The 22,422-nt window shown below is 61.3% G+C and carries 23 protein-coding genes, 1 tRNA gene and 2 pseudogenes; 13 read left to right on the top strand and 13 right to left on the bottom strand.

The annotated features are described in order from the left end of the window. The first annotated feature begins 17 nt into the window (after positions 1-17). Positions 18-1,377: pseudogene (locus QMK17_RS23530) on the top strand (dipeptidase). Here the strand turns inward: QMK17_RS23530 and bcp are convergent. Then, on the bottom strand, positions 1,366-1,839 hold the full coding sequence (bcp, locus tag QMK17_RS23525) for a thioredoxin-dependent thiol peroxidase (RefSeq protein ID WP_283511708.1): 474 nt from the start codon (positions 1,837-1,839) through the stop codon (positions 1,366-1,368). The pseudogene QMK17_RS23530 and the gene bcp overlap by 12 nt on opposite strands. A 91-nt stretch (positions 1,840-1,930) precedes the next feature. On the opposite strand from bcp, the gene QMK17_RS23520 reads away from it, so the two are divergent. After that, on the top strand, positions 1,931-2,152 hold the full coding sequence (locus QMK17_RS23520; RefSeq protein WP_283511707.1) for a DUF3618 domain-containing protein: 222 nt from the start codon (positions 1,931-1,933) through the stop codon (positions 2,150-2,152). A 94-nt stretch (positions 2,153-2,246) separates the two neighbouring features. Further along, a tRNA-Lys gene (locus tag QMK17_RS23515) sits at positions 2,247-2,320 on the top strand. A gap of 82 nt (positions 2,321-2,402) precedes the next feature. On the opposite strand, the gene QMK17_RS23510 is transcribed toward QMK17_RS23515, so the two are convergent. After that, complete coding sequence (locus QMK17_RS23510) at positions 2,403-3,602, bottom strand: tyrosine-type recombinase/integrase (RefSeq protein ID WP_283511706.1); 1,200 nt, start codon at positions 3,600-3,602, stop codon at positions 2,403-2,405. Further along, positions 3,595-4,230 carry a helix-turn-helix domain-containing protein gene (locus QMK17_RS23505; protein WP_283511705.1) on the bottom strand — a complete coding sequence of 212 codons (636 nt, stop codon included), beginning with the start codon at positions 4,228-4,230 and terminating at the stop codon, positions 3,595-3,597. The genes QMK17_RS23510 and QMK17_RS23505 overlap by 8 nt, the downstream gene beginning before the upstream one ends. Before the next feature lie 138 nt (positions 4,231-4,368). Here QMK17_RS23505 and QMK17_RS23500 point away from each other — a divergent pair, with 138 nt between their 5' ends. From QMK17_RS23500 to QMK17_RS23460, 9 genes are all read left to right on the top strand, one after another. Beyond that, positions 4,369-4,566: a helix-turn-helix transcriptional regulator gene (locus QMK17_RS23500; protein WP_136171689.1), complete on the top strand. Its 198-nt coding sequence runs from the start codon at positions 4,369-4,371 to the stop codon at positions 4,564-4,566. 1,186 nt (positions 4,567-5,752) lie between these two features. Next, positions 5,753-6,541, top strand: coding sequence for a ParA family protein (locus QMK17_RS23495; RefSeq protein WP_283511704.1), 789 nt, complete (start codon positions 5,753-5,755; stop codon positions 6,539-6,541). Further along, the gene (locus QMK17_RS23490) at positions 6,541-6,888 is read left to right on the top strand and encodes a hypothetical protein (RefSeq protein ID WP_283511703.1); all 348 of its coding nucleotides are present in this window, start codon (positions 6,541-6,543) and stop codon (positions 6,886-6,888) included. Before QMK17_RS23495 ends, QMK17_RS23490 begins: the two co-directional genes overlap by 1 nt. Beyond that, positions 6,885-7,757 carry a DUF2637 domain-containing protein gene (locus QMK17_RS23485; RefSeq protein ID WP_283511702.1) on the top strand — a complete coding sequence of 291 codons (873 nt, stop codon included), beginning with the start codon at positions 6,885-6,887 and terminating at the stop codon, positions 7,755-7,757. The genes QMK17_RS23490 and QMK17_RS23485 overlap by 4 nt, the downstream gene beginning before the upstream one ends. 440 nt (positions 7,758-8,197) lie before the next feature. Beyond that, complete coding sequence (locus tag QMK17_RS23480; protein WP_283511701.1) at positions 8,198-8,764, top strand: hypothetical protein; 567 nt, start codon at positions 8,198-8,200, stop codon at positions 8,762-8,764. An 86-nt stretch (positions 8,765-8,850) separates the two neighbouring features. Further along, positions 8,851-9,231 (top strand): hypothetical protein, encoded by a 381-nt coding sequence (locus QMK17_RS23475; protein ID WP_283511700.1) that lies wholly within the window; start codon positions 8,851-8,853, stop codon positions 9,229-9,231. A 33-nt stretch (positions 9,232-9,264) separates the two neighbouring features. Beyond that, complete coding sequence (locus QMK17_RS23470; RefSeq protein WP_283511699.1) at positions 9,265-9,453, top strand: hypothetical protein; 189 nt, start codon at positions 9,265-9,267, stop codon at positions 9,451-9,453. A gap of 76 nt (positions 9,454-9,529) precedes the next feature. Continuing rightward, entirely contained in the window at positions 9,530-9,835 is a 306-nt protein-coding gene (locus QMK17_RS23465) for a hypothetical protein (protein WP_283511698.1), read from the top strand. A 31-nt stretch (positions 9,836-9,866) separates the two neighbouring features. Beyond that, positions 9,867-10,058 carry a hypothetical protein gene (locus tag QMK17_RS23460; protein ID WP_283511697.1) on the top strand — a complete coding sequence of 64 codons (192 nt, stop codon included), beginning with the start codon at positions 9,867-9,869 and terminating at the stop codon, positions 10,056-10,058. 243 nt (positions 10,059-10,301) lie between these two features. Here QMK17_RS23460 and QMK17_RS23455 read toward each other — a convergent pair whose 3' ends face one another. Continuing rightward, positions 10,302-10,847: a hypothetical protein gene (locus QMK17_RS23455; RefSeq protein ID WP_283511696.1), complete on the bottom strand. Its 546-nt coding sequence runs from the start codon at positions 10,845-10,847 to the stop codon at positions 10,302-10,304. A gap of 308 nt (positions 10,848-11,155) precedes the next feature. Here QMK17_RS23455 and QMK17_RS23450 point away from each other — a divergent pair. Then, positions 11,156-12,397, top strand: a pseudogene (locus QMK17_RS23450) (IS1380 family transposase); the annotation flags it as partial. 331 nt (positions 12,398-12,728) lie between these two features. Here QMK17_RS23450 and QMK17_RS23445 read toward each other — a convergent pair. The 9 genes from QMK17_RS23445 to QMK17_RS23405 all read right to left on the bottom strand — a co-directional run bounded on the left by QMK17_RS23445 (position 12,729) and on the right by QMK17_RS23405 (position 22,292). Next, positions 12,729-13,103, bottom strand: a complete 375-nt coding sequence (locus QMK17_RS23445; RefSeq protein ID WP_283511695.1) for a Dabb family protein — start codon at positions 13,101-13,103, stop codon at positions 12,729-12,731. A 122-nt stretch (positions 13,104-13,225) separates the two neighbouring features. Beyond that, on the bottom strand, positions 13,226-14,152 hold the full coding sequence (locus QMK17_RS23440) for a VOC family protein (RefSeq protein ID WP_283511694.1): 927 nt from the start codon (positions 14,150-14,152) through the stop codon (positions 13,226-13,228). A 13-nt stretch (positions 14,153-14,165) separates the two neighbouring features. After that, the gene (locus QMK17_RS23435; protein WP_283511693.1) at positions 14,166-15,041 is read right to left on the bottom strand and encodes a fumarylacetoacetate hydrolase family protein; all 876 of its coding nucleotides are present in this window, start codon (positions 15,039-15,041) and stop codon (positions 14,166-14,168) included. Positions 15,042-15,279: 238 nt separating this feature from the next. Then, on the bottom strand, positions 15,280-16,242 hold the full coding sequence (locus QMK17_RS23430) for an alpha/beta hydrolase family protein (protein ID WP_283511692.1): 963 nt from the start codon (positions 16,240-16,242) through the stop codon (positions 15,280-15,282). A 14-nt stretch (positions 16,243-16,256) separates the two neighbouring features. Continuing rightward, positions 16,257-17,462, bottom strand: a complete 1,206-nt coding sequence (locus tag QMK17_RS23425; RefSeq protein ID WP_283511726.1) for a flavin reductase — start codon at positions 17,460-17,462, stop codon at positions 16,257-16,259. After that, positions 17,462-18,748 (bottom strand): acyl-CoA dehydrogenase family protein, encoded by a 1,287-nt coding sequence (locus tag QMK17_RS23420; protein ID WP_283511691.1) that lies wholly within the window; start codon positions 18,746-18,748, stop codon positions 17,462-17,464. The genes QMK17_RS23425 and QMK17_RS23420 overlap by 1 nt, the downstream gene beginning before the upstream one ends. A gap of 105 nt (positions 18,749-18,853) precedes the next feature. Then, positions 18,854-19,729 carry a fumarylacetoacetate hydrolase family protein gene (locus tag QMK17_RS23415; protein WP_283511690.1) on the bottom strand — a complete coding sequence of 292 codons (876 nt, stop codon included), beginning with the start codon at positions 19,727-19,729 and terminating at the stop codon, positions 18,854-18,856. Then, entirely contained in the window at positions 19,726-20,901 is a 1,176-nt protein-coding gene (locus tag QMK17_RS23410) for a cupin domain-containing protein (RefSeq protein WP_283511689.1), read from the bottom strand. The genes QMK17_RS23415 and QMK17_RS23410 overlap by 4 nt, the downstream gene beginning before the upstream one ends. A 17-nt stretch (positions 20,902-20,918) precedes the next feature. Further along, positions 20,919-22,292 (bottom strand): MFS transporter, encoded by a 1,374-nt coding sequence (locus tag QMK17_RS23405; RefSeq protein WP_283511688.1) that lies wholly within the window; start codon positions 22,290-22,292, stop codon positions 20,919-20,921. Between the last annotated feature and the right edge of the window lie 130 nt (positions 22,293-22,422).

Raw genomic sequence — 22,422 nt, 5'->3', positions numbered from 1 at the left:
GAGTGTCAGGAGTGTCGATGACCGAAGTTGGTTCCCGCCTTCGTGCCAGTATTGCGGCGGAAATGCCGCGCGCTCGGCGGGAGTTGGCCGAGTTGGTCGCATTTCGATCAGTAGCCGATGCGCGGCAGTTTCCTCATGAAGAGTGCGTCGGAGCCGCGGAGTGGGTTCGCGACGCGTTTTCTCGACGCCGGCATCGAGACCGCGGAGCTGATCGACACGGTCGATGGCTCGATTGCTGTCGTCGGGCATCGAAAGGCCCATGCTGGTGCGCCCACGGTGCTGTTGTATTCGCACTACGACGTACAGCCGCCAGGAGAGCGAACGCTCTGGAGCAGTGAGCCTTTCGAGCTGACCGATCGCGACGACCGGTGGTACGGGCGAGGCGCAGCGGACTGTAAGGGCAATCTCGTGATGCATCTACTGGCGCTTCGGGCACTCGGGGACGATCTGGACGTCGGAATCACCGTCGTATCAGAGGGTTCCGAGGAGATGGGCACAGGCGGCCTGGAAGATCTCGTAGAGACGCGGCCCGAGTTGTTCGCCTCCGACATCATTGTCATAGCCGATACCGGCAATGCGACCGTCGGCCAACCGACCGTGACGACCTCACTGCGTGGGATTGCGAACGTCATCGTCCGAATAGACACGCTCGAGGGTGAGGTGCACTCGGGAATGTATGGAGGGCCAGCACCCGACGCGGTAGCTGCGCTCATCCAGTTACTGTCCACGCTGCGCGACGAACACGGCAACACAGTCGTCGACGGACTCGCCACCGATCAGAGGTGGGACGGCATCGAGTACGAGTCGGCTCGTTTTCGGGCGGACGCGGGCGTTCTCGACGGCGTGGATCTCGCCGGCTCCGCGTCGGTTGCGGACGCGGTGTGGGCGCGTCCGGCGTTGACGGTGCTCGGGATCGACTGCCCTCCCGTCGTCGGATCGGCTGCCGCGATATCGCCGACGGCGTCTGCACGCCTCAATCTGCGGGTTCCGCCGGGTATCGACGCTCAAGACGCTCAAGACGCGTTGGTGGCGCATCTGGAGGCGCATGTGCCGTGGAATGCGCGCATCGTCGTCGAACGTGAGGCGACCGGTTCGCCGTTCAGGGCGAAGACGGACGGACCCGGTTACGCGGCTCTGGGCGACGCGCTGGCCGAGGCGTTCGGTAAGCCAGTGTCATCGGCTGGGCAGGGTGGCTCGATTCCGTTGTGCAACGCTCTGGCGCAGACATTCCCGAAGGCAGAGATCATTCTGATGGGCGTCGAAGAACCGCAGTGCCGGATCCATGCTCCGAACGAAAGCGTCGACCCCCGCGAGATCGAGAACCTCGCGGTGGCCGAAGCGCTGTTCTTGCAGAGGTTGGGTAGGTCAGACAGATAGATCGCGACGAAGTTTGGCGACGTGTCCGGTGGCGCGGACGTTGTACTGCGCCACCTCGATCTTGCCGGACTCGTCGACAAGGAATGTCGAGCGAATGACGCCCTCGTACACCTTGCCGTAATTCTTCTTCTCGCCGAACGCTGCCCACTGCTTCAGCGTCGACTTCTCGACGTCGGACAGCAGCGGGAAGTTCAGACCTTCGGAGTCGCGGAACTTGGCGAGTTTGGCAGGCTTGTCGGGAGAGATCCCGATGACCTCCAGGCCCTCGCCGTTGAGTTCGGCGAGGCTGTCACGGAAGTCGCAGGCCTGCTTGGTGCAGCCTGGCGTGCTGGCGGCTGGGTAGAAGTAGACGATGACTTTCTTGCCCTTGTAGTCGGCCAGGGAGACGTCGTTTCCGTCTGCGTCGGGCAAAGTGAACGCGGGAGCGGTGTCGCCGGCCTCTAGCTTCTTGATATCGGTCACGTGTCGAGACTAGCCACAGGGCCTGATGCAAGATCGGCAGTGCTCTAGGCTCGCAGGTGACACACAATCTTTGCGACAAGTTGGAGGACACGTGGCCAGGGACACGGACAAGATCGAACGCGAGATCGAAGCCGCACGCAATCAGCTCGCCGGCACTCTCGACGAGCTCAGCGTCAGGGCCAGCCCCAAGCGGATCGCGGAGAACACGAAGCAGACCGTGGTGGCCAAGCTGAACGAGCCGCCAGTCAAGTTCACACTCATCGGCATCGGTGCAGTGGTCGCAGTGCTCGTCGTTCGAAAGATCTTCAGCTGACGTCACAGGGGGTCTGACCTGCTGATTTCACATCTAACGGTTTCTCCTGTTAATGTTTCTCCCGCACCGCAGAGAACACCGGCGGTGCGGATCGGCGCCATTAGCTCAGTTGGTTAGAGCAGCTGACTCTTAATCAGCGGGTCCGGGGTTCGAATCCCTGATGGCGCACCCTGAAACACCCCCTCACCAGTGTAAAGCCGGCGAGGGGGTGTTTTGCTTTCTGCGCGAAAATCACGAATCCACCTTTTACTCATCTTTTTGGTGCGAAAGAGTCGAGTGCGCTGGTCATGTCGGGTGCGACGGTTACGCGCTGGATATAGTGCGCTTCGGTCACACGTGTGTTGGCGTGCCCGAGTTGCATCTGTGCGGCCTCGACGCCGTAGGTTTCCTTCACAAGAGTCGCCACTGTCTTCCGAAGTGTGTGAGGTTTCACCCACTCGAATTCGTCGCCTCTGGCTGCTCGCCATGATCGGCGGACGTTAGCCGGCGAAACCCAGTTGCCAGTGGCGGTCACGAAGACGGCGTTCCATGGGTTGTAGTACGTGGGAAGCTCCTGGCGTCGGCGTAAGCCATCGGCCGCGAACGCTGGTAGTACCAGCGTGAGCGGTGGCGAGTCGCCTTTTCGGTGCTCCTGTCGGAACAGACGTTCACCCGCTGCACGCGGGACGACAAGCGTCGCGTTAATCGTGACGCGCGGAATTTGAGAGATCAGATCGATTTGAGGCCACGTCAAGGCAAGAACTTCGCTGATTCGGCCACCGGTGGCGAGAAGCAACATCAAAATGTCCTCGAGGTGCGCTCCTGGCTTCTGGCCGAGTTTTGGTGAGATCACTCCGAGCTGGTCGACAGTCTGGTGGCGACAGTAGTTTTGGATCCGCCCGCGAAGCTCGTCGAGCTCGTCTCGAGTCAGTGCTCGAATGGCTTGCCGTTTGATTGTCGGGCGGGGGACCTCACGAACGGGATTGTGCTCGAGAAAATCGAAGCGAACTGCGGTCCCGAGCATCCCAGAGAGAATGACCCGCGAGATTCGTGCGCCGCTGGGAGTGCGCTCCGAGATCGAGGAGATAAGCGAATCGATCTTGCCCGTCGTAATCTCGCGGATCAGAAGTTCACCGACAGGGCTCGCGCAATACGAGGACCAGGCCTGCTTGTAGCCTGTAATCGTCTGAGGTGCAACTACTTTAGCCTTCTGGTCAATCCAGTACGCATATAGATGTGACATCGTCGACGACTTCGTGAGCTCCTGAATTATTTCGCCGGACGGAACTGTGCGTTCGGAGAGCTTTTCCTGCAACCGACTTCTCGCCTCAGTAGCAGATCTGCCGCTCGCCTCGACTGTTCGTTTCTTGCCGTCGGTATCGCGTATGCGTGTCCGTGCGACCGTGCGCCCACCTGACTTGAGGGTGGTAATTTTTCCCCACTCACCGAGTCGAAGTCGCTCTCTAGGCATCTGCTTCGTCGTCTCCAGTGTCCATGTCAAGGTCTGTCATCTGGTGGAACAGCACTTCGGAGCGTCGACGGGCATCTTCGTACGCCATCTGCATCGTCTCGACATGCTCCGCCGACTCCTTCTTCGTTAGTCCAATCCGCAGCTGTGCACGTGCTCGACGCATGGTCTGAAGGGCCTGTAGCCACTCTCGCGTGATGCTGACGCGATCGTTCTTAGGGTCGAACTGTTCTCGCACCCACATCTCGACTGGTTCCTCGTTCTCCGTGTCGGACCAGCCAGGAGACGGTTTTAGCAGGCCGGCTTCGCCGCTGAACCATCGCAGGGCATCGTGGGATTCCTGGGGGAGCCCGGGTAGTACTTCGACTTCGCCTTTCGGCAAGTCGGGAAACATGAGTTGGGCGGGCGAGACACCCAACGCGGCTGCCAGAACCAGCAGCTCGGCCACGTCGACGCTCTTTTTTCGGCCGTTTTCGAGTTCGGCAAGAACGTTGCGCGAGATGCCGAAGCCGATGTCGGTGGTGCGCTCGGCCAGTTTGGCTGCGGAGAGCGCGGAGTGCTCTTTCCCTCTTAGTCGCCGCACCTCGCCCATGATGCGAGCGGCCACGGATTCTGACCAGGACTGTGTCATGAACACAGAGCTTAGCCGATTCTCGCTAGTTCTTGCGGCAGGATCACATAGTTGATAATCTGCGTTGGAGTCACATGGACCACGGCGATTTCGGGCTCGATTATGGGATCGCAACATAAAACAACGGAAGGTGAGGAAATGCCCAGACGGTTGCTATCAGTTCCGGAGGCCATGGCATGCACGGGGCTTGGGCGCTCGAACTTCTTCAACAAGATCGCTACTGGCGAGATTCGCAGTGTGAAGATCGGAAAGCGGCGTCTCATCCCGGACACGGCAATCGACGAATACATCGAGGGTCTGGAAGCACAGTCGGAAGTAACTTCGGGCGTCGCCTGAGATGCCGCTGACTCCTGACCCCTACGAACTAGAAACGCCCCCGGCGATTCCCGGTGTTACAAGCACCGAGGCCGAGGGCGTTTTCGAAACCTCTACCTTGCAGGAAGGAGTTTCACCTTTGGATACTAGTCGGTGTTGACCAGCCTTTCAAGGCTATTCGCAACCCACCCCATCGCATCTTCGAGAAATCATCGATGACGTCATGGGTCGGTTGCGCGCGAGTTCACACGTCCCAGTTGTGAATTCACCTGCGTACGAGACGCTTACGCCACAATCTGAACGACCCGCACCTCGGCTATTGGTCCGAGGTGACGGTCGCTACCGGCCAAGCACTCGACGCTGCGTCGTTATCTGGCAGAGCCCGACGAAAAAACCAGCCTGCCGCCGGCATGTGCACCCTTTGTAAATCCTCGACGACCGGCCCCGAGGCACCACCAGCCCGACTGATCATTGAGCAGGTGGCGATACCGATTAGCCACGCGTCCACTGCGACGCGGGGCCATCGGGCGTGGAGCGGACACCGTGGGTGCGGAAATTGGGTTCAGCCCATGGGGGGTCCAAGAGCAACAGACGAAGTCCCTTGTCTTACATCCATGACCACCAACAGAGGTAACCATGCAGAGAAGGAAACCAACAACCAAAGTCATCATCCGCCCCCTCGATCCAACAATCGCTATCCGTGTAGAGAAGATCGACTGGCAGTTCCTCCATCCGCGTTGCCGTACCGATCACGGCGGCCAATCGCCTGCATCCAACTCAACTCTGAGGCGAGGCGACGTAACGGGTGCGCCGAGTCGGGACCAAGTTCGTCCCGGAGGTTTTAGTGGTGAAGCACGCAGAACTCGTTGCAGGCCAATACGTTTCTCCGAACTACCCGTAAGGAGTGCTAGGGATGACTCGACCGTCATGGACGTCGTACATGCTTTGCTTTCGTCACGCGCAGTGCCAGCAATAGAAGCGTTGCATCCGTGGCGTGTTTGGGAAGTGTGGGTGCACAACGCTTCTAATGCCTCCCATGGAGGTGCCGCATCCTTGGGGTGTCAGTCGCCCCATGCATCCGGTAGGCCCCTTTCGCCTATCTCGTCCCTCGGAAGCGATACGGCCGATTCATCCAATGCAATTCTTGCGCCCGATGCGCGCATGACGTTCATTGCCTCCAATTCATCCCATGGAAGTGAGACCCACCATGACCGCTGACGTGATTGCTTTCTGCAACCAGAAGGGGGGAGTAGGCAAGACCACCACGGTCTTCCACCTCGCCTTCGCTGTGGCACAGGCAGGTCGGCGCGCACTCGTGATCGACATGGACCCGCAGGGCAACGTCAGCACGGTGTTGACCAAGCAACCGCTCGAACGCGACGATGTGGGAGTGGCCGACGTCCTGTCCGAGGCCTCGAACGTCACGATCGTCGACGCCCTCGTTCCCACGATCTGGCCCGGTGTCGAACTCGTCCCGACCGTCCCCGTCAACGAATCCCTTGCCTACGTTCGAGACCAACTGGTGGTCGCGGGCGCCGGCCGTGAACGACGACTTCGCGACGCTGTGGACTTACTGAGCAACGTCTACGACGTCATTCTGATCGACTGCCCACCCAGCCTCGACCTGTTGACCATCAATGCACTGGTGGCAGCGCGAAAAACCGTCGTCGTCAGTCAATCCGCGTTGTTTTCCGCCAACGGTCTCGCGCGACTGCGACGCACGATCGACGCAGTCAAACGCAGCTACAACCCCGAACTCGAACTAATGGGCGCCATCATCAACATGCACGAAATCAGCACCATCGGGGGACGCGAACAGCTCGCCGAGATAGCCACCAGCATCAATATCCTCGGCGACACCATACCCAAACGGGTAGTCATCAAGGACTCGATGGAAGCCCAGACCAGCCTGCAAGACTGGGGCACCACCAAGTCGAGGAGTCTGGCAACGATCTACCGCGACACCATTTCGACCCTCACTGAAGGAGTGAGCTGATGGCCAGACCTGAACGGATGAAGAGCGCACTGGCCGGATCGAGTCCCGTCGACCCTCCGCTCGATGCGCAACGTGCGCACGAAGTAGTTGCGCAGGCGCAGCCCCCGACTCAACCGGACGCGGACACGAAACAAAAGCGGTCCTACTACATGTACAGGTCGACCGTCGACGATCTCCTCAACGCAGCGGAAGCGCTGTCCGCAACACCCGGCGCACCCCGCGGACCGTCAGATCTCGTCAACGCTGCAGTCGAGGAATACCTGGACACGTTGCGCAACAGGTTCAACGAGGGCGCACCGTTCCCGCAACGCACAGGACCGCTGGCAAGGGGCCCCAGAATCCGATGACCACTCATACGACTGAGATCGACCGAGAAGATCGCAATATGGACGCCGGAAACGGCGCAGTACCGATCCACCCGCGAATCCTGCAATGGGCGCTTGCCACTGCCGTTGCGCTCACCGTGGGCATAGCGGGGGCATCGTTCTGGCTGAGCTTCGCGGTGTTGCGCGAGCTTGCAGCGATGGCCGGCATCGGTGACGGGCAGGCCTGGGTCATCCCTGTAGTCCTCGACGGCGCAATAGTGTCGACGACCGTCACAGCCATTGCGCTGTCGAATCACACCGATGACCGCACAATCCGGGGTCGACGTTTCGTCGTTGCGATCCTGCGCGTCGCGGCCACAGCATCGATTGCAGGCAACTCGTACCACGCGGTGCTCAGCGCCACGGCGCTCCCGGCAGTGGTCTCTGCGGGTATAGCGACCATTGCGCCTATTGCGCTCCTTGCAATGACGGAGGTTCTGGCCGTCGTCCTGAGGGCACCGCGAGGTCAGCTATCGCAGTCACAGCTGATTGCGATAGAACCGGAATCATCTGAGCCCTCCCACGTGAGCTGCGACCTGACAGGTAGCGATAGGGACCGGTTGCAGACTGAGCTCACGCTCGACGACCGAAAGGTTCGGCAGGACGTCCTCCCTCACGACGACCTGCGAGAGAACGAGGATGACTTACCGGCCGAGGTAACGGAGACGGCGCGACTTCGGCACGCACACAGGGAATGGTCATGGGCGCTAATAGGAATGGAGACTGACGGGTCCGTGGCGTCGACTGCGATGCGTCGATACCGCAAATGGGAGGAATCGGTTCCGCGGGATTCGAAGGAGAACTATGACGGTGACCTGGATGACGGCGGAGAGCGGTTCAAAACTGGATGACGAGGGCTACCGCGACGTGGAGTGTGGCCGGAATCCGTCGCTCCCGCACGGTCGCCACTCGTTGGACTCCGGGGGAGGTGCGGACGACATCCGGCTTCTGGATGAACTGCATTCGCCTGCCGGCGTTCTGGCCACCCTCCGGGCGTCCATCCGGATTGAGCTCCGCTGCGCTACGCGTACAAGAGATCGATTTCTTTCGCACATCGGGCTTGTCCGAGCATGCAACACCCGGGCCCGCCTTACCTACCCCTGACTTCGCTGCGCTCCGGCCCACGGGCTCCAAAAACTTTTCATAGCGCCTCCGGCTGAAAACTTTTTGTCCCAGTGCCAGGACACCGGTCCCGTGCGCCGCCTTCTCTCCTCAAGCCAGATGACGGCGAAAGAAATTGGCAGAGCGAGGGGCCGGGGGAGCCGGTTCCGCGAGACTAGGAGAGCCCGACATGCCCAAGAACACCATCCGCCAGGACCGCAACACCACCGCAGCGCACAACGCCCGTGCAGCCGGAATCGTCACCCACACCACCGCGATCATCACCGGCCCACAGAACGCCACGATCACCGTCACCGCCGCCGCTACCGACGAAGCGCAGATGATCGTAACCCTCGGCCACGTCATGATGACCTTCCGCAGCGCCGAAGCCGTCTGCGATGTCATCGCCGGATTCGCCACTGTCCGTGCCGCTCTCATCGGCGCCGACGGACACTCCCCGTACCCGCCGCAGCCAGGTGCAGAGTTCGGCGCCGCGGCGATCTCTGTTCTCTGGCTCGGCGGCCCCGAGCACTCGGTAGTACCGAACAGCCGCTACAACACCGAACAGCGCCGCACCGTGCACTGGGTCGATCTGCATATGGGGCCGATTACCTGGCGGGTCACCGACCGCGTCGGATATGACACCTTGATGGAAGAGTTCCGCCGTGTTCACCGCACCGCCGTTGGAGTGTTTCTCGACGGTGGCAGATTTCGACGCGACCCGAGCAAAATTCTCGACGCGTTCGATGACGTCTGACATCCGATAGCACAAGTTCGGCCCCGCTGAGCGGGGCCGAACGTGTGCTATCCACAGTTCGCTCGATGCTGCACAAGTTCTGAAAGTTGCTTTCGCGTCGCACGACTCGCTGCGCTCCCCGTGCGACGCTCGAAATCCAGCAGGCACTCACCGCAGGCGAGAAGGGAACCACCGCGATGATCACGTGGACCGTCACCACACACCCCGAGAACAACCCTGAAATACTCACCGCCAGCGGCGCTGAGCCAAACCTCGCTGACGCAAAACGCGCAGCTGCCGACGCCGTTCGCTACGCACTGCTCGACGCCCGCGACCACGTCTCACCCGACAACGGCTCCGCACCGTCCTACCTGGTCACCCTCGACGGCACCTGTGCCCTCATCGTCGGCCTGGGTCGGTGCCGACCGGCGAACTACAACGGCGTCCTCGACAGCCTCGAACGCTTCGACGGCTCCGCACCAATGTGACCGGACCACTAATCCAGGAAAGGAACCCTCGGCGTGCCCGCACAAGCATGGGTCGCCCTCATCGTCGGCGTCCTCGCCACCATCGGCGTCACAGCCACTCTCCGACAACGCACCAGTTCCGAAAACCGAACCCAAGCCTGGCTTCACTTGTCCGCCGGACACGTGTCCGGAGTGTCCCTCGGGAGGAGGTCTCGCCTAGTCGTCGCGGGTCTGGAATGGTGAGATCCGCATTCGAGGAACGCGTGCTGGCCTCCGTCCCATCCGTACACCGCGGTTGCTTCACGATGCCACGGTTGAAGTGACCACGTCGACCACTGATGCCGCGGATGCGCGCGAAGGACGGTACGACGTCCCCAACAGATGGGTGGTCGATGAGATCGGTTCGAACGGCATCTTGCAGGCAGTGGATCAGGACGGGGTGCGACGTCGGGTGAATGTGGACAGTGCGGGTCCGTCGTTGCGGACTCGACTGTTCATCCGTACTCCGGCGGGATTGGAACCGATGATGTTGTTCCTCGGTATGGATGGTCTTCGGCGGCACAAAGCTGCTTGGTACAACACCTCTCGTGATGCGAACAGGCGAGCGGGAAAAGGAGTTGGGTGACCGGTCCGGGAGGTTGTGGTGCCGTCCCCACATGCTGCGGCACAGCTTCGCGCTGCGGTGGTACTGCATTGCGACGTTCGTCGCCTGGCAACGAACCGACATGCTCACCGACGCCGTCCTCACCAACCTCGCGTTGGAGGCGCTGCCGGTGAACTTCGTCCAGAAACTTACTTGGGACAGCGACGCCCTCAACCCATTACCTGCGGCAGGCCGCTACGCCTGAATCCGAACGGACCGTCAGGATGTCTTAACGTCTGTTTCCGGAATACCGCACGTTTCCAATACTTCGCATCCGCCAGTCCAGAACGACACCCGGCGGACCGTGTCACCGCCGTGACCAGCGTCAGAGTAGTCAACGCTCACAATCGTCAACCAAGAAATGACGTTGGCTATGGTAGGTGTGACCACGAAGTTCTCGGTGCGGCCGGGCGTGTACAACTCGGATTGGCCCGTGACTGACGTGCTGTCAGGGCTGGCCTGTGAGCCGCTTCCACCCGTGGTTGGACGCTATGTTCCGAACCAGCATCAGCACGCTCAAGCTGAAACCCCAGCCGACCACGCACAGAAACACGCCCACGCCTGACTGCCCTGTGACGTCCGTACTCGCTTCGATGCAGAATGCAGTCGAGAACCCGGCCGTAGTGCCCAGTGCTGCTACGAAGCCCCCGGTCTTGGCCCAACGCGACAAATGCGCGGCGAGGAAGCACAGCAGCACGACCGTTGCACCGCACGCGATCACCTGCCATGTCGGGAACTGATTCGGCGCGGGGAGCCCAGGTCCGCGGAACTCGCCCTGTTGCTGGGCCGACCAACTCAACCAGCCGGCGCACGAGACAAACCCCAAGACGAAGGCGAGGAATCCGGTGGCCCACAAACCTAAAGGGCCGGTTCCCGTGTCCTCTTCCGACTTCGAGGACTTGCTCCAGAGGAGAAGCGCGCAGAAGGTCGAAGGCACGCCCACAAAGATGAAGACGATCCATAGAAACTGCGACCACGAAAAATCAACTGTCATGGCCCGACGCTATCCGATGCGGAATGCGCTTACGGCACATCGCGAACCGTCGGTCAACCGCGTAACCAGTGTTGGTGAGATGAGCCCTGGCTGTTCGGTCCGCACAGCTTGCCGAGGAATACCGCACGTTTCGAATACTGCACATCCGCCAGTCCAACTGGGATCTATCCGCACCGGATGCAACATAGCGACAGGCGGCGGCGCTCACTATAGGTGCGCGAACCCGGTGGTGACCAATGCACCTACGTAGTTGCTTGTGCCAGTCGACACCGTTTGCGTCAAGGTTTCAGCACGGGTGCATCGCCGGACCAGCGTCACACTTCGACCCCGGAAAAATAGTTCTCGATCTCGCGGTGTCGCTGGCCATCGGTGGTGACTGCCTCGCCGACATCGCAACACTCCGCGAGCACACCGCGGTGTTCGGACTGATCCCTTCCGACCCCACTGTGTCCCGTCTGATCGCCACTTTGGCCGCTGACGCGCCGAAGGCCTTGGCAGCGATCGACACCGCCCGAGCCCTAGCCCGCGCTGCAGCATGGATGCACGCCGGTGAACACGCACCCGACCACAACATCACCGCGCAGAACCCGATTGTCATCGACCTCGACGCAACACTCGTCACCGCACACTCCGAGAAGGAACATGCTGCGCCAACATACAAGCGTGGCTTCGGATTTCACCCACTGTTGGCGTTCGCCGACCACGGTAGCGCAGGTACGGGCGAGCCACTCGCTGCGGTGCTGCGAGCAGGCAACGCCGGCTCGAACACGGCCGACGACCACATCGAGGTGACGCGCACCGCGCTCGCGCAACTCCCCTTCACCACCGGCAGTCGCCCCGGTAAGAAGGTACTGGTCCGCGCCGATGGCGCCGGTGCCAGCCACGCCTACATGTCGTGGCTGGCGGGCCAACCCGTCTCCTATTCCATTGGGTTCGGGCTTACCGACGCCATGGTCACCGCCCTCGCCGATATCCCGGACACGGCATCGTCGGCAGCAGTCGACGCCGACGAGAAGGTCCGTGACGGCGCATGGGTGATCGATGCCACCGGCATCCTCGAACTCCGCTCGTGGCCGTCGGGGATACGCGTTATCGTCCGGAAGGAGCGCCCACACCCCGGCGCGCAACTGCGATTCACAGATTCCGACGGACTTCGATTGACCGCGTTCGCCACCAACACAACCCGTGGTCAGGTTCAGGATCTCGAACTTCGGCACCGGCGACGTGCTCGCTGCGAAGACCGGATCCGCAACTCGAAAGACACCGGTCTCGGAAACTTTCCGTTGCATGGGTTCGACCAGAACCGTATCTGGCTCGCTATCGTGCAACTCGCCCTCGACCTCACCGCGTGGAAGCAAACGCTTGCGTTCACAGATCACGATGCGCGTCGGTGGGAACCGAAACGGTTGCGTCATCGCCTCTTCTCCATCGCCGGCAGAATCGCTACTCACGCCCGGCGCACCCGGCTGCGACTGTCGAAGAACGCGACCTACTCAGGACTGATCGTCACTGCCCTGAACCGATTGTCGGCGCTACCCGCGCCCACCTGACCACCATCACCCCGACCGACCGATCCGAAAGACCCCAACTCGGACAGTGGAACCGAGCGCCAACCGAACGATATCGGCTGAATCACCATGCCCGAAGACACGATCGAGCTCGAAAACACCAATCTCGAACCGCTCAGGCCAACACGTCTTACGGACGAAAGATCGAGGTTAGAGGAGCTAGGGATAGCCCCCCTCAGCACAAAGATGAGGGGGCTAAGCCTTGTGTGTCCCGGTTCAGGGACGGATCGGACTCATGAGAGGCTGCCATGACCGCTCGCGGCACGATTTTGAATTCAGCTGTTTTGGCCCATCTGACAACATTCGCGTACTGTTATCTTCTTTCAGACGTTTTGGACAGCGATTCTTCTCCCACCTGAATCGCACTAAAAACCTCGGCACTACCTGATGTCGCGTCACTCTGAAATTGAACGGATGTTTTCGCCACGATATTAGGTGCGAATTCGTTTGTGATACGCACGTGTTCGGGATTTGTCAGATAGGCCCGCAGAGCGTCTTCGTCTGTGAAGAGCGCCGAGATCGCGTAGTCAGCGGTTCCTGTCCGGAAGTTGATATCCCGGCCGTGTCGGAAGGATTCTATGCCCAAGCAGACGGCCGAGACGGCGCCGAGGTTGCGGTGAAAGGTATCGACTGTTTCGGTCGGGGTGTCATCGATGAAGGTGATTGTTACAACGTGTGCGACTGGCATCAGTGTCTACTTTCGAATGTGTTGGTTAGGCGGCTGAGGTGCGTTGGACAGCCGGGCATACTGCGGTTGCTATACTTGACGCTGCCGCATCGGTGTTCGTCGATTGTGTATACGAAATCGAGTCAGCTTCGGTTGGAGTGCGCCCCGGTCATCAGAGCTGCGAGATCGTCAGGTTCGAGAAACGACGGCGGAGGCGGGGGGCCCCAGGCGTAGAGGCCCTGAAGGCCATGCAGAATTTCAGGAGACCACAGTTCATCCTCTGGGACGGTGTCCATATCGGAGTAATACTCAGAGAAGTTGCCGGCTGGGTCTTTCAGGTACCAAAAGAAATTGGCGCCAGCATAGTGTCGGCCCAGTCCCCAGATGTGCCGCTCAGGTTTACCTTCGAGCATGGCGTGGGCTCCGCGTCCGACTTCGTCGATGTCGTCGACCTGCCAGCTGGTGTGGTGCATGAAGTTCACCGGTGCTGCCATGACGAGAACATTGTGGTGCTCTACCGAGCATCGCAGGAATGCTGCTTTGTCGCCCATGTAGTCGCTTATTTTGAACCCGAGGCCCTCGGTGAAGAATTTCATGGTGGTCTCGAGATCGGTTGATCCGATCACCGCGTGTCCGAGCTTGCGTGGGCGCACCTTGTCGGTGCGGGATAGGAAAGGTGCTCTGCCCCATCGGTCTATCCGTCCGGGCCCGTTGTAGGGGGTGGACGCGACGATAGGTTCGATCGTGATCCGGGGGCGGACTGCGACCCGGATGAGGGTCCCGGTAGCCGGTTCGATGGCGCAAACCGAGGTACCGTCTTGTTCGGCAGTGTGACCCAATACTCTGAGGCTGCGCGTAGTGGCGGCGATATCGTTGATATCATCTGCGGCGATGGATAATTCGACAAGTCGTCTTCTTGGTGCATATACGATTTCGAGTTGCTCACCGCCGTTGCGGGTGGCGAATTTGCCGGCCCCGAGGTGATCAAGGCCGAAATCGGTGTAATACGAGATAGTCTCGTCGACATTAGGGACGCCGACAGTGACCTTGCCCAGTCCGTGCAGTGCCATGACTTCGGCCTTTCTAGATGGTGCGAGGTTCGGCGACGAAGTGCTGGTTCACCTCGCCTATGCCTTCGACCCAGCTGCGCATCCGTTCACCGACGGCTAGGAATCGTTTGGGGTCGCGGCCAACACCTACACCGGCGGGGGTGCCGGTGAAAATGACATCACCGGGGTAGAGGGTGACCGTCTGCGAAAGTGTCGAGATCAGCATCGGGATGGAGACGATCAGGTCGCGGGTGCGCCCTTTCTGGATTTCTTCGCCGTCGATGGTGCACCCGAGTTCGAGATCGTCAGGGTTGTCGAATTCGTCGGGGGTGACCAGCCAGGGCCCCTGGGGGGAGAATCCGGCGAAGGATTTGCCGAGGCCGAATTGCGGTGCCGGGCCGCGGAGCTGAGAGATGCGTTCGGATATATCCTGTCCAACCGTGAGTCCGGCCACATATGACCAGGCACCGTCTCTGGCGACTTTGCTGGCTTGGCGTCCGATGACCGCGACGAGTTCGACTTCCCAGTCGACGTTGCCTCCGTCCGGGATGATCACGTCGGTATCCGGCCCTGTGAAGCTCGAGACGTATTTGGTGAAAACTGGGGGCAAGTCTGTAGGAGAGTCGAACCCTGATTCGGCGGCGTGATCGCGATAGTTCAACCCAACGGCGAAGACCTGACGTGGCTCCGGGGAGGGGGCGCCCAGTTTGCTCCGATCCAGCGGGGTCGCCGGGTGATCGGTATAGGCCGCACCTGCAAGCCACTCATTTACCTTGTCCCATGACCTGTACACCGAAGGCAGATCAGGGCCGAACCGCCCTTTTGACAGTCCGGCGATGTCAAGAACCTGTTCGGCACCGGTCTCGCCGGTGACAAGGACGGCTCGGTTGTCGTAATTCGCGATACGCATGGTGCGGTGGTTCCCCTAGTCAGATTTGTGTCGCTCAGGCGAATTCGGCGAAAACGCCAGCGAGCTTGGTCATTTCGTGTTTCGAGTAGCCGTTGCTACAGCTAAGAATGCGGGCAATGCTCGCAGGCTCTGAGATCGTTCAACGTCCCGGAAATAGCAATGCCCTGGGCCGCCATGTACTGCCGCGCGGCACCGCCTTCATAGATTCTTCCTGCCGGCCAGCGGCGGGCTCGTCCGGTTACTTTGACTCGACCCGACCGAGTGGTTCGGCGCTGGCGTGCAATGCGGCGATTGCAGACGACCAAGCCCCACTGTCTCGTCTCAGCGCGGTCTGCAAGTACGCCCAGGTGAGTTGTTGCACAACGCCGAGGCGCGGCGTGCTCTGATCTGTGGTCTCGGCGGCCTCGTAACCGGGAATGCCGCCGAGCGAGTGCTCACCACCGAACAATGTCAGCAACTGGTCGGCGCCGGGACTCATCCGGTAGGGGTCCTCCGACCAGTCCGGCCCTCGGACTGTGAGCGGAGAATCGTCCGCATCTCCCGCCACGACCAGGGTTGGCCGCGACAGTTGACTGAAGTCTGCGTTGAGGTACGAGAGATTTTCGTGTGCGAAGTCCGAAAGGTCCTCCCCGCCAGTGCCTGCAGTCGCCAGCAGCACACCGACGAGAATCCGAGGATCGGACAAGTCTTCGTATTCGCCAGCTGGTGGCCCGACCCGTTGTCCGAGGAGGATGCCGGACGTCTGTCCCCCGAACGAGTGTCCCGCCGCGGCGATGAGCGTGCGTTCGACACGATCTGGCAGACCAGGCACTGCTGCAAGGAGCGTGTCGAGGTCGTCGAGGATCCTTCGCGCGTCGGTGACGCGGAATCGCCAAAAATCGACCACCCTCGGATCGTCGTTTGGAACGCCGACCGTGCGCGAGTCGAGGTAGGTGGGTTGAAGCACGACGAAGCCGTGAGAGGCCCAGTAGTCGGTGAGCGGACCGTAGGCTTCCAGCGAGGAACCGTAACCGTGGCTGAACAGGACCACCGGGAGGTTGTCCCCCACCGCGGGCGCGGAGACCCGCACCTTGAGATTCGCACCACGAGCCTCGGAGCCTGGAAGAATTACCGGTTTTGCCGATAAAACGGTCACTGCGGGCCCTGGATCGGCATAGACCGGGGCCGGCTGCGACGTGGGCAAGTGTTGGGTGAGTGCCATGAGATATTCCTTCCTTACTTCTCGTCGAGCGCGATAGGTGGCATTAAGCCGCCGATTGCCCGGGTCAGTTCTTCCCCGACAGAGACGAGTGCTGCACGGCACTGGTCAAGCATTCGGGGACTCAACTGCGGCAAGCGTTGTGCGGTCACTGTGAGCACCACGTGCCCGGTGTTGTCGAACACCGGCACCGAGAGTCCGCGTGGTCGGTCGCGCGAAAGCGCGGTGTACTGGTGGGCGAACTTGACGATTTGCGTTTCGAGTTCGCTTAGAGACGCACGTAGTGCGCCGTCGGTGGCGATGCGGGCAATGCTCGCCTCGATCTCACGGAGTATCGCGTGGTCGGGTATGACAGCCCAACCTTGCTGGCGCGCCTGCTCGAGGTCATCGAGCAAGATTTGTCGCACAAGCTCGTCCGCCTTCGACTCGCCGAGCCACGCCTCTCGCTCCTCATCGGATTGCCACGCAGCGAAGAGCAAGCCGAATGGTGCTACGAAAGGCAGCCTCAGACCGACTAGATTGGTCTCCAGATCGAGACCGTCAGCGCCTACCCAGGCGAGCTGAACAACGTGCTCTCCCACCAGGGCATTTGCCGCCGCGTGCACGCCAAAGGCCCTCGAGATCTCTTCCAACTTCGGCCGGGCGAGGTCGGCCAATCGTAGGTGCGCACTTAGTTCGTCGGCCGTGTCGATGACCATCGACAGAGCCGAGAATCGGCCGTAACCGCCCTGGAAGTACATCAGTGGTGCGGCCGATCGTTCGACGTCCAGTTCGCTGACGGCTCCGACTACCATCGCGTGGTCGCCGAGTTCGATCACACTTTCGACTGTGCAATCGATCCATGCTGGGGATTCGAGGAGCACTGGTGAACCGAGTGGAGAGAGTCGCCACGCGACCGAATTGAATTTGTCGTTCTCGCGCGAAGCGAATTTACGGCACTGTTCGAGTTGGTCACCTGCTAGCACGTTGACGGCGAACCGCCCGACTTCGACGATCGTCGAAAAGGCCCGTGAGGTCTTCATCGCTAGGAAGGCAACGAGTGGAGGGTCGAGCGAGACTGAGGTGAAAGAACCGACCGTCATCCCGACCGGCTTCCCATCGGGCGCGATCGCGGTGATCACGCAGACACCTGTCGGGTAGTGGCCGAGTACACGGCGGTAGTGACCGCTGTCGATCGATACCGATACGGGAGAGTTTGCTCGTGTGTGTGTCGGCTGGAACATCATAGAAGCTTCGTGATGTTCTCGTCGAGAGAGTAACCGAGCAGTGACTTGCCGTAGATCTCGCGGGTGGCGGGCGGCACGAGGGTTCCGTGCCGGAGCGCGATGTTCGAGTCGCGCCACATTCGCTGGATCGGGCTCGACTCCGCGAAGCTCCCAGCGCCATGTGCGGTGATCAGCAGATCGAGTGCATCCTTCACGCAGGTAGCCGCGCGTGCCGCATCCGATCGAAGCCGTGCACGCAGCTGGTAGCTCGGGTTCTCGCCGCGCCGGGCCGCCTCGTCGATGTCCTCGGCCGCCCGATACACGTGCAGGTGTGCTGTATCGATCAGTGCCGCTGCGTCCGCGATCTGCAGTTGGAAGCCTACCGAGTCCCGCTGCCGGGAGTAAATCGTATTTGCGATCGTTCGCTTGTCGGCGGCCTCGACCACATGCTTGAGAGCTGCCCGCCCCATCCCGAGCTGGGCACCAGTGAGCACTAGCGTGAACGCCGGGTGGAACGCCGAATGGTAGAGCGTTTCGTCATGGAATTCGGTCGGGAACCGGCCGTCGATAGCCGCACTAACGGAGAGAATACGGTGGTCGGGGATGAAGACATCGTCAGCGACAATGGCGTTGCTGCCCGACCCACGCATCCCGACTACATGCCACGTGTCTTTGATTTCGTAATCGGAGCGGGGGATGAGACCGAGCCCGAAGTCGACAGTCTCGCCGGAGTCGTCGACGAGCGGGAAACCCACCATCACCCAGTCAGCGTGGAGGGATCCGGAGCCGTAGTACCACTCGCCGCTTACCTGGAAGCCGCCAGCTACCTTCTCTGAGCGGCCCCGGGGAGAGAAGACTCCCGCCACTCGGGCCTCAGGGTTGGCGCCGAACACTTCGTCCTGCGTTTGTTCTGGCAGCATCCCTACCGCGATGCCCACCGTGTTGATCAGTGTCACGACCCAGGCGGTGGAACCACAGCCCTCTGCAAGGGTTGCAGCGACATCGACAATTGTGCGTACGTCGGCCTGATGGCCGCCGTATCGCTTGGGGAGGGTCAGCTTGAAGAGACCGGCTTCGGCCAGCGCATCGATGACAGGTTCGGGGACTCGTCGATTGCGGTCGGCCTCTGCGGCGTTGTCGGCGAGCATCTTGGTCAGGGACGCCGCGATCCCGACCAGCCGCTCCCGCTGTTCTGCATTGCCGCGTTGGTCGGGGTGGGCCGGAACGCCGAATGTGAAGGGGTCGGGGTCGAGGGTGGATTGCACGTCATCTCCGACGGCCATCGACTGATAGACGTCACTCATGCTGTTGCTCATCATTGTTCTCCGTTGGTTCATGGATGCGGCATTGGGCCGAATCCTGTCAAAACTGTTCTGTCGCTGTGTACTTCAGATCCACTGCCGGGTTGTTCAGCGCACCTGTACCCGCATCTCCCCGATGCGTTCGATCCGCATGTGGAGCTCCTCGCCCAGCGCGATAGGCCCCACCCCTGGTGGTGCGCCGGTGAACAGCAGGTCTCCGGGCAGGAGTGTCATGACCGACGAGGCGTAGGCGATGATTTGCGGCACGGAGACGATGAGGTCGTCGGTGTTCACAGACTGCCGAACTTCTCCGTCGGAAGTCAGCAGGATGTCGAGGCCCGAGCCGTCGCCGACCTCGTCACGGGTCACGATCCAGGGACCCACGGGGCTGAACGAGTCGTAACTCTTGCGGCGTGAGCGGTCGGCCGGGCTGCGCACGGTGATATCGAGTCCGGTGGTGAAGCCGAGCACGTGCTCGAGTGCCGACTCGACCGGTATGTTCTTTCCGCCGGAGCCCATCACCACGACGAGCTCTGACTCGTGATGGATTTCCTGACCAGCTGCCAGAATCTCGGTCGGCAGCACGATGCTTGCGCCAGGACCCACGATTGACGACGACGCTTTGAGGAAGACGTCGAACTCCATCATCCACGGTTCCACTTGCCCGAGCGTGCGCTGCTGTACGTCGTGCATCTCGGCCACATGTTCGCGGTAGTTCGATGCGGCGGCAATGATTTTCGACGGGCCCAGCACCGGAGCTTGAAGGGAGGTTTCGGCGATCGGATGCGCAACGCCGGTCGCTGCGGCCCGTTCGAGTGCCGGCCGCACCTGGTCGAAGTCGCGGCAGAGTGCTCGCCACCAGCCTGCCGTCAGCGGGTCCGGGTCGTGTGGCCACGGTAGCGCGTCCGTCACGTCGACGATCTGGTCATCCATGCCAGCTGTGACAACGCCGAGCTTGTTGCCGTTGAACAACGCGAGCTTCATTCGGTCGCCTCGATTCGCGCGGCCAGGGTGCCGTCGAAGGTGCCGGTCACGGTTTGCGGGTCGGGTAGCACTTCGCGGCGATCGATGCCGAGGGCGCGTAGTACCGGCTCGTCGGATACCACAAAGAGGTCCGCGCCGTCAGAGTCGTGTTCGAGGGCTGCCCACGACGGCACGGCAAACATGTCGCCAGGTGCCCAGGCGAAGCGCTGTCCGTCGATCACACTCTCACCATGACCACGGAACACCACGTAGATCGCGTTGCCCGCTCGACGCACGGCCGTGCCGTGACCGCGCACTCTGTGCACGGCACAGGCCATCGTGGGCAGCACACTGGCCCCGGACTTCGGGTCCGTGTACTCGACCGAGAGAAGGGGGGAGTCCGATTCCTCACCAAGGCTTTCGAGTTCGGCGTCGGTATCTGCCCAACGGTAGACAAGTAGTTCCGACGGCTGTGGGCTGAAAGAACCCGTGACTGCATCGGCGGTGTACCGGGGGTTGCTTCGAGTGCGCTCGGTTCGATCCGCTTCGGACGCTGCTCTGGCGCCGTGACGGCGTTCCGAGACGTTGTGTTGTGCAGGCTGGGGCTGCGACTGTCCTGGCCCCTCCCAGTGTTCGAAGAACACGCCGTCGAGGGCCGCAATGATCGGTAGATCCAGTCCGTCGAACCAAAAAATCTCCGAGTCCCCACCGTTGGTGTGGTCGTGCCACCTGTTCGCCGGCGTGAGCACCAAGTCGCCGGGTCGCATGTCGCACGCGTCACCTTCGACCGTGGTCCATACGCCTTCGCCCTCCATCACGAATCGGACGGCACCCGGTGTGTGCCGGTGGGCGGGAGCTACCTCCCCGGGGCCTAGGCACTGTAGTGCGCCCCAGAGGGTGCCGACTGCGTAGGGGCGACCCCCCAGACCCGGATTGGCGAGCGCGAGTACTCGCCGGTCGCCGCCCCGTTCTACCGGCACGAGACGGATAGCTTCGCGTGCAAGGGGTTTCATCGTCGATCCCGGCCAGAGCCAGGGCACGGCCGCGGGCCGTGGAGTGGGAGTCAGCAGCTCCTCGGTGATAGTCCACAGCGGCTGAAGGGCCGCGGCAGTCAACCCTGTGTACAGGGCTTCGAGGTCTGTCGCGTCGTCGCCGGAAGGCATATGTGACTCGGCCGAAGCGATTCTGGTCATCAGTTGATATCTTTCGTTCAGTTCTGCAGGCCGGCTACCGGCGCCGCCGGTTCGGTAATGTCGTTCGAGTGCAAGGGCTTTCGTAGACCCAGTAATGCCGTTGGGGTGCGGAAGGTCTCGGGAGCTGTGGCGATGGCGATCGCCGAGATAGCCATCATCCCGGCGAACAGCCAGGCGATGGACGTCCAGTTGTCGGGGTTGCCCTGCACCAGTGACTGGGCGATGGCAGGAATGAATCCGGTGATGACAATGCCCACCGTGAAGCTGACGGCCATGCCGCTGAATCGGATGTCGGCCGGGAACATCTCGAGGAACGTGGCAAGTAGAACTCCTGAGCTCATTGCCACGAAGACGCCCATCAGCAGCAAACCGAGCGCGTAGACGAGGATCCCGTTGCCGGCGTGTAGCGCGCTCAACCAGAACGGGATCACTATGGCCGAGCCCGTAACGCCGGTGATGAACACCGGCTTTCGGCCGATTCGGTCGGACAACAGGCCGAAAAGTGGCTGTGTCACGATCATGACGAGGCTGGCCACGGCAACCAGGTTCAACAATCCCGCCCGTTCGAGACCCATCTTCGTTCCGTAAGCGAGACCGAAGATGTACACGAGCCCGGCAGGGGCGATGCAGACCGAACCCAGCACGATCCGAACCACCGCACCGCCGTGGTTCCGAAGCACCGCAGCGAGAGGAATCCTGGCTGCCATCCCCTCACACTCGAGCTGCTGGCGAACTTCGGGCTCGGCCAACCGTCGGCGCAGGAAGAAGGCTAGTAGCACCACGATTGCACTCGCCCAGAACGGGATTCGCCAACCCCAGCTCATCATTTCGCTTTCGGGGAGGATGGCGGCAAGTGGCACGAACACCAAAAAAGCGAGAAAGTTGCCGAACTGTGAGCCTGCCTGTGTCCAGCTCGTGTAGAAACCGCGACGATCGTCGGGAGAGTGCTCGAGGGCCAGGAGGGCCGAGCCCGCCTGCTCACCTCCGGCTGAGACCCCCTGGACGAGACGTAGCGCGATGAGGATTATCGGAGCTGCCACACCGATCGAATCGGCGCTGGGAATGCAGCCGACCAGCAGGGTCGCTACACCCATCGTGAACAAGATGTAAAGCAGCACATCCTTGCGGCCGATGCGGTCACCGAGATGGCCCCAGATCACAGCGCCGAGCGGGCGGGCGGCATACGCGACACCGATGCTGCCGAGTGCAATCAAGGTGGCCGACGAGTTGTCAGGAAAGAACACCGGACCGAAGTACAGAGCAGCAGCTGTCCCGTATATGAGGAAGTCGTAGTACTCGAGGGTGGTGCCGAAGAAGCCGGAGAGCGCGGCGGTACGCGCTCGGCGCCGCTTGAGATGTATCGCCTGCGATGCGGTCTGAGGGACTGGCATCTGTCGAACCTCCTAGGTGTGCGTAAGGACACAATTTGTCTTGACACAGAGTTAACATAGGTGTCGCAAGCGATCTCGTCAATAAGTGATTTGCGAAGAGTCCACCTTGGGTGGAGCGAGCTCGAATGAC

The organism is Rhodococcus sp. G-MC3 (assembly GCF_030063335.1).
In the GTDB taxonomy this organism is placed as follows: domain Bacteria; phylum Actinomycetota; class Actinomycetes; order Mycobacteriales; family Mycobacteriaceae; genus Rhodococcoides.
The sequence above is the reverse complement of the archived record's forward strand: the minus strand, read 5'-3'. Positions and strand labels throughout refer to the sequence as shown.

Bases quoted from the DNA above. Each gene is read 5' to 3' on its own strand.
- QMK17_RS23510 (WP_283511706.1), bottom strand. From the start codon at position 3,602: ATGCCTAGAGAGCGACTTCGACTCGGTGAGTGGGGAAAAATTACCACC.
- QMK17_RS23505 (WP_283511705.1), bottom strand. From the start codon at position 4,230: ATGACACAGTCCTGGTCAGAATCCGTGGCCGCTCGCATCATGGGCGAG.
- QMK17_RS23500 (WP_136171689.1), top strand. From the start codon at position 4,369: ATGCCCAGACGGTTGCTATCAGTTCCGGAGGCCATGGCATGCACGGGG.
- QMK17_RS23495 (WP_283511704.1), top strand. From the start codon at position 5,753: ATGACCGCTGACGTGATTGCTTTCTGCAACCAGAAGGGGGGAGTAGGC.
- QMK17_RS23490 (WP_283511703.1), top strand. From the start codon at position 6,541: ATGGCCAGACCTGAACGGATGAAGAGCGCACTGGCCGGATCGAGTCCC.
- QMK17_RS23485 (WP_283511702.1), top strand. From the start codon at position 6,885: ATGACCACTCATACGACTGAGATCGACCGAGAAGATCGCAATATGGAC.
- QMK17_RS23480 (WP_283511701.1), top strand. From the start codon at position 8,198: ATGCCCAAGAACACCATCCGCCAGGACCGCAACACCACCGCAGCGCAC.
- QMK17_RS23460 (WP_283511697.1), top strand. From the start codon at position 9,867: ATGCTGCGGCACAGCTTCGCGCTGCGGTGGTACTGCATTGCGACGTTC.
- QMK17_RS23455 (WP_283511696.1), bottom strand. From the start codon at position 10,847: ATGACAGTTGATTTTTCGTGGTCGCAGTTTCTATGGATCGTCTTCATC.
- QMK17_RS23445 (WP_283511695.1), bottom strand. From the start codon at position 13,103: ATGCCAGTCGCACACGTTGTAACAATCACCTTCATCGATGACACCCCG.
- QMK17_RS23440 (WP_283511694.1), bottom strand. From the start codon at position 14,152: ATGGCACTGCACGGACTGGGCAAGGTCACTGTCGGCGTCCCTAATGTC.
- QMK17_RS23435 (WP_283511693.1), bottom strand. From the start codon at position 15,041: ATGCGTATCGCGAATTACGACAACCGAGCCGTCCTTGTCACCGGCGAG.
- QMK17_RS23430 (WP_283511692.1), bottom strand. From the start codon at position 16,242: ATGGCACTCACCCAACACTTGCCCACGTCGCAGCCGGCCCCGGTCTAT.
- QMK17_RS23425 (WP_283511726.1), bottom strand. From the start codon at position 17,462: ATGTTCCAGCCGACACACACACGAGCAAACTCTCCCGTATCGGTATCG.
- QMK17_RS23420 (WP_283511691.1), bottom strand. From the start codon at position 18,748: ATGAGTGACGTCTATCAGTCGATGGCCGTCGGAGATGACGTGCAATCC.
- QMK17_RS23415 (WP_283511690.1), bottom strand. From the start codon at position 19,729: ATGAAGCTCGCGTTGTTCAACGGCAACAAGCTCGGCGTTGTCACAGCT.
- QMK17_RS23410 (WP_283511689.1), bottom strand. From the start codon at position 20,901: ATGACCAGAATCGCTTCGGCCGAGTCACATATGCCTTCCGGCGACGAC.
- QMK17_RS23405 (WP_283511688.1), bottom strand. From the start codon at position 22,292: ATGCCAGTCCCTCAGACCGCATCGCAGGCGATACATCTCAAGCGGCGC.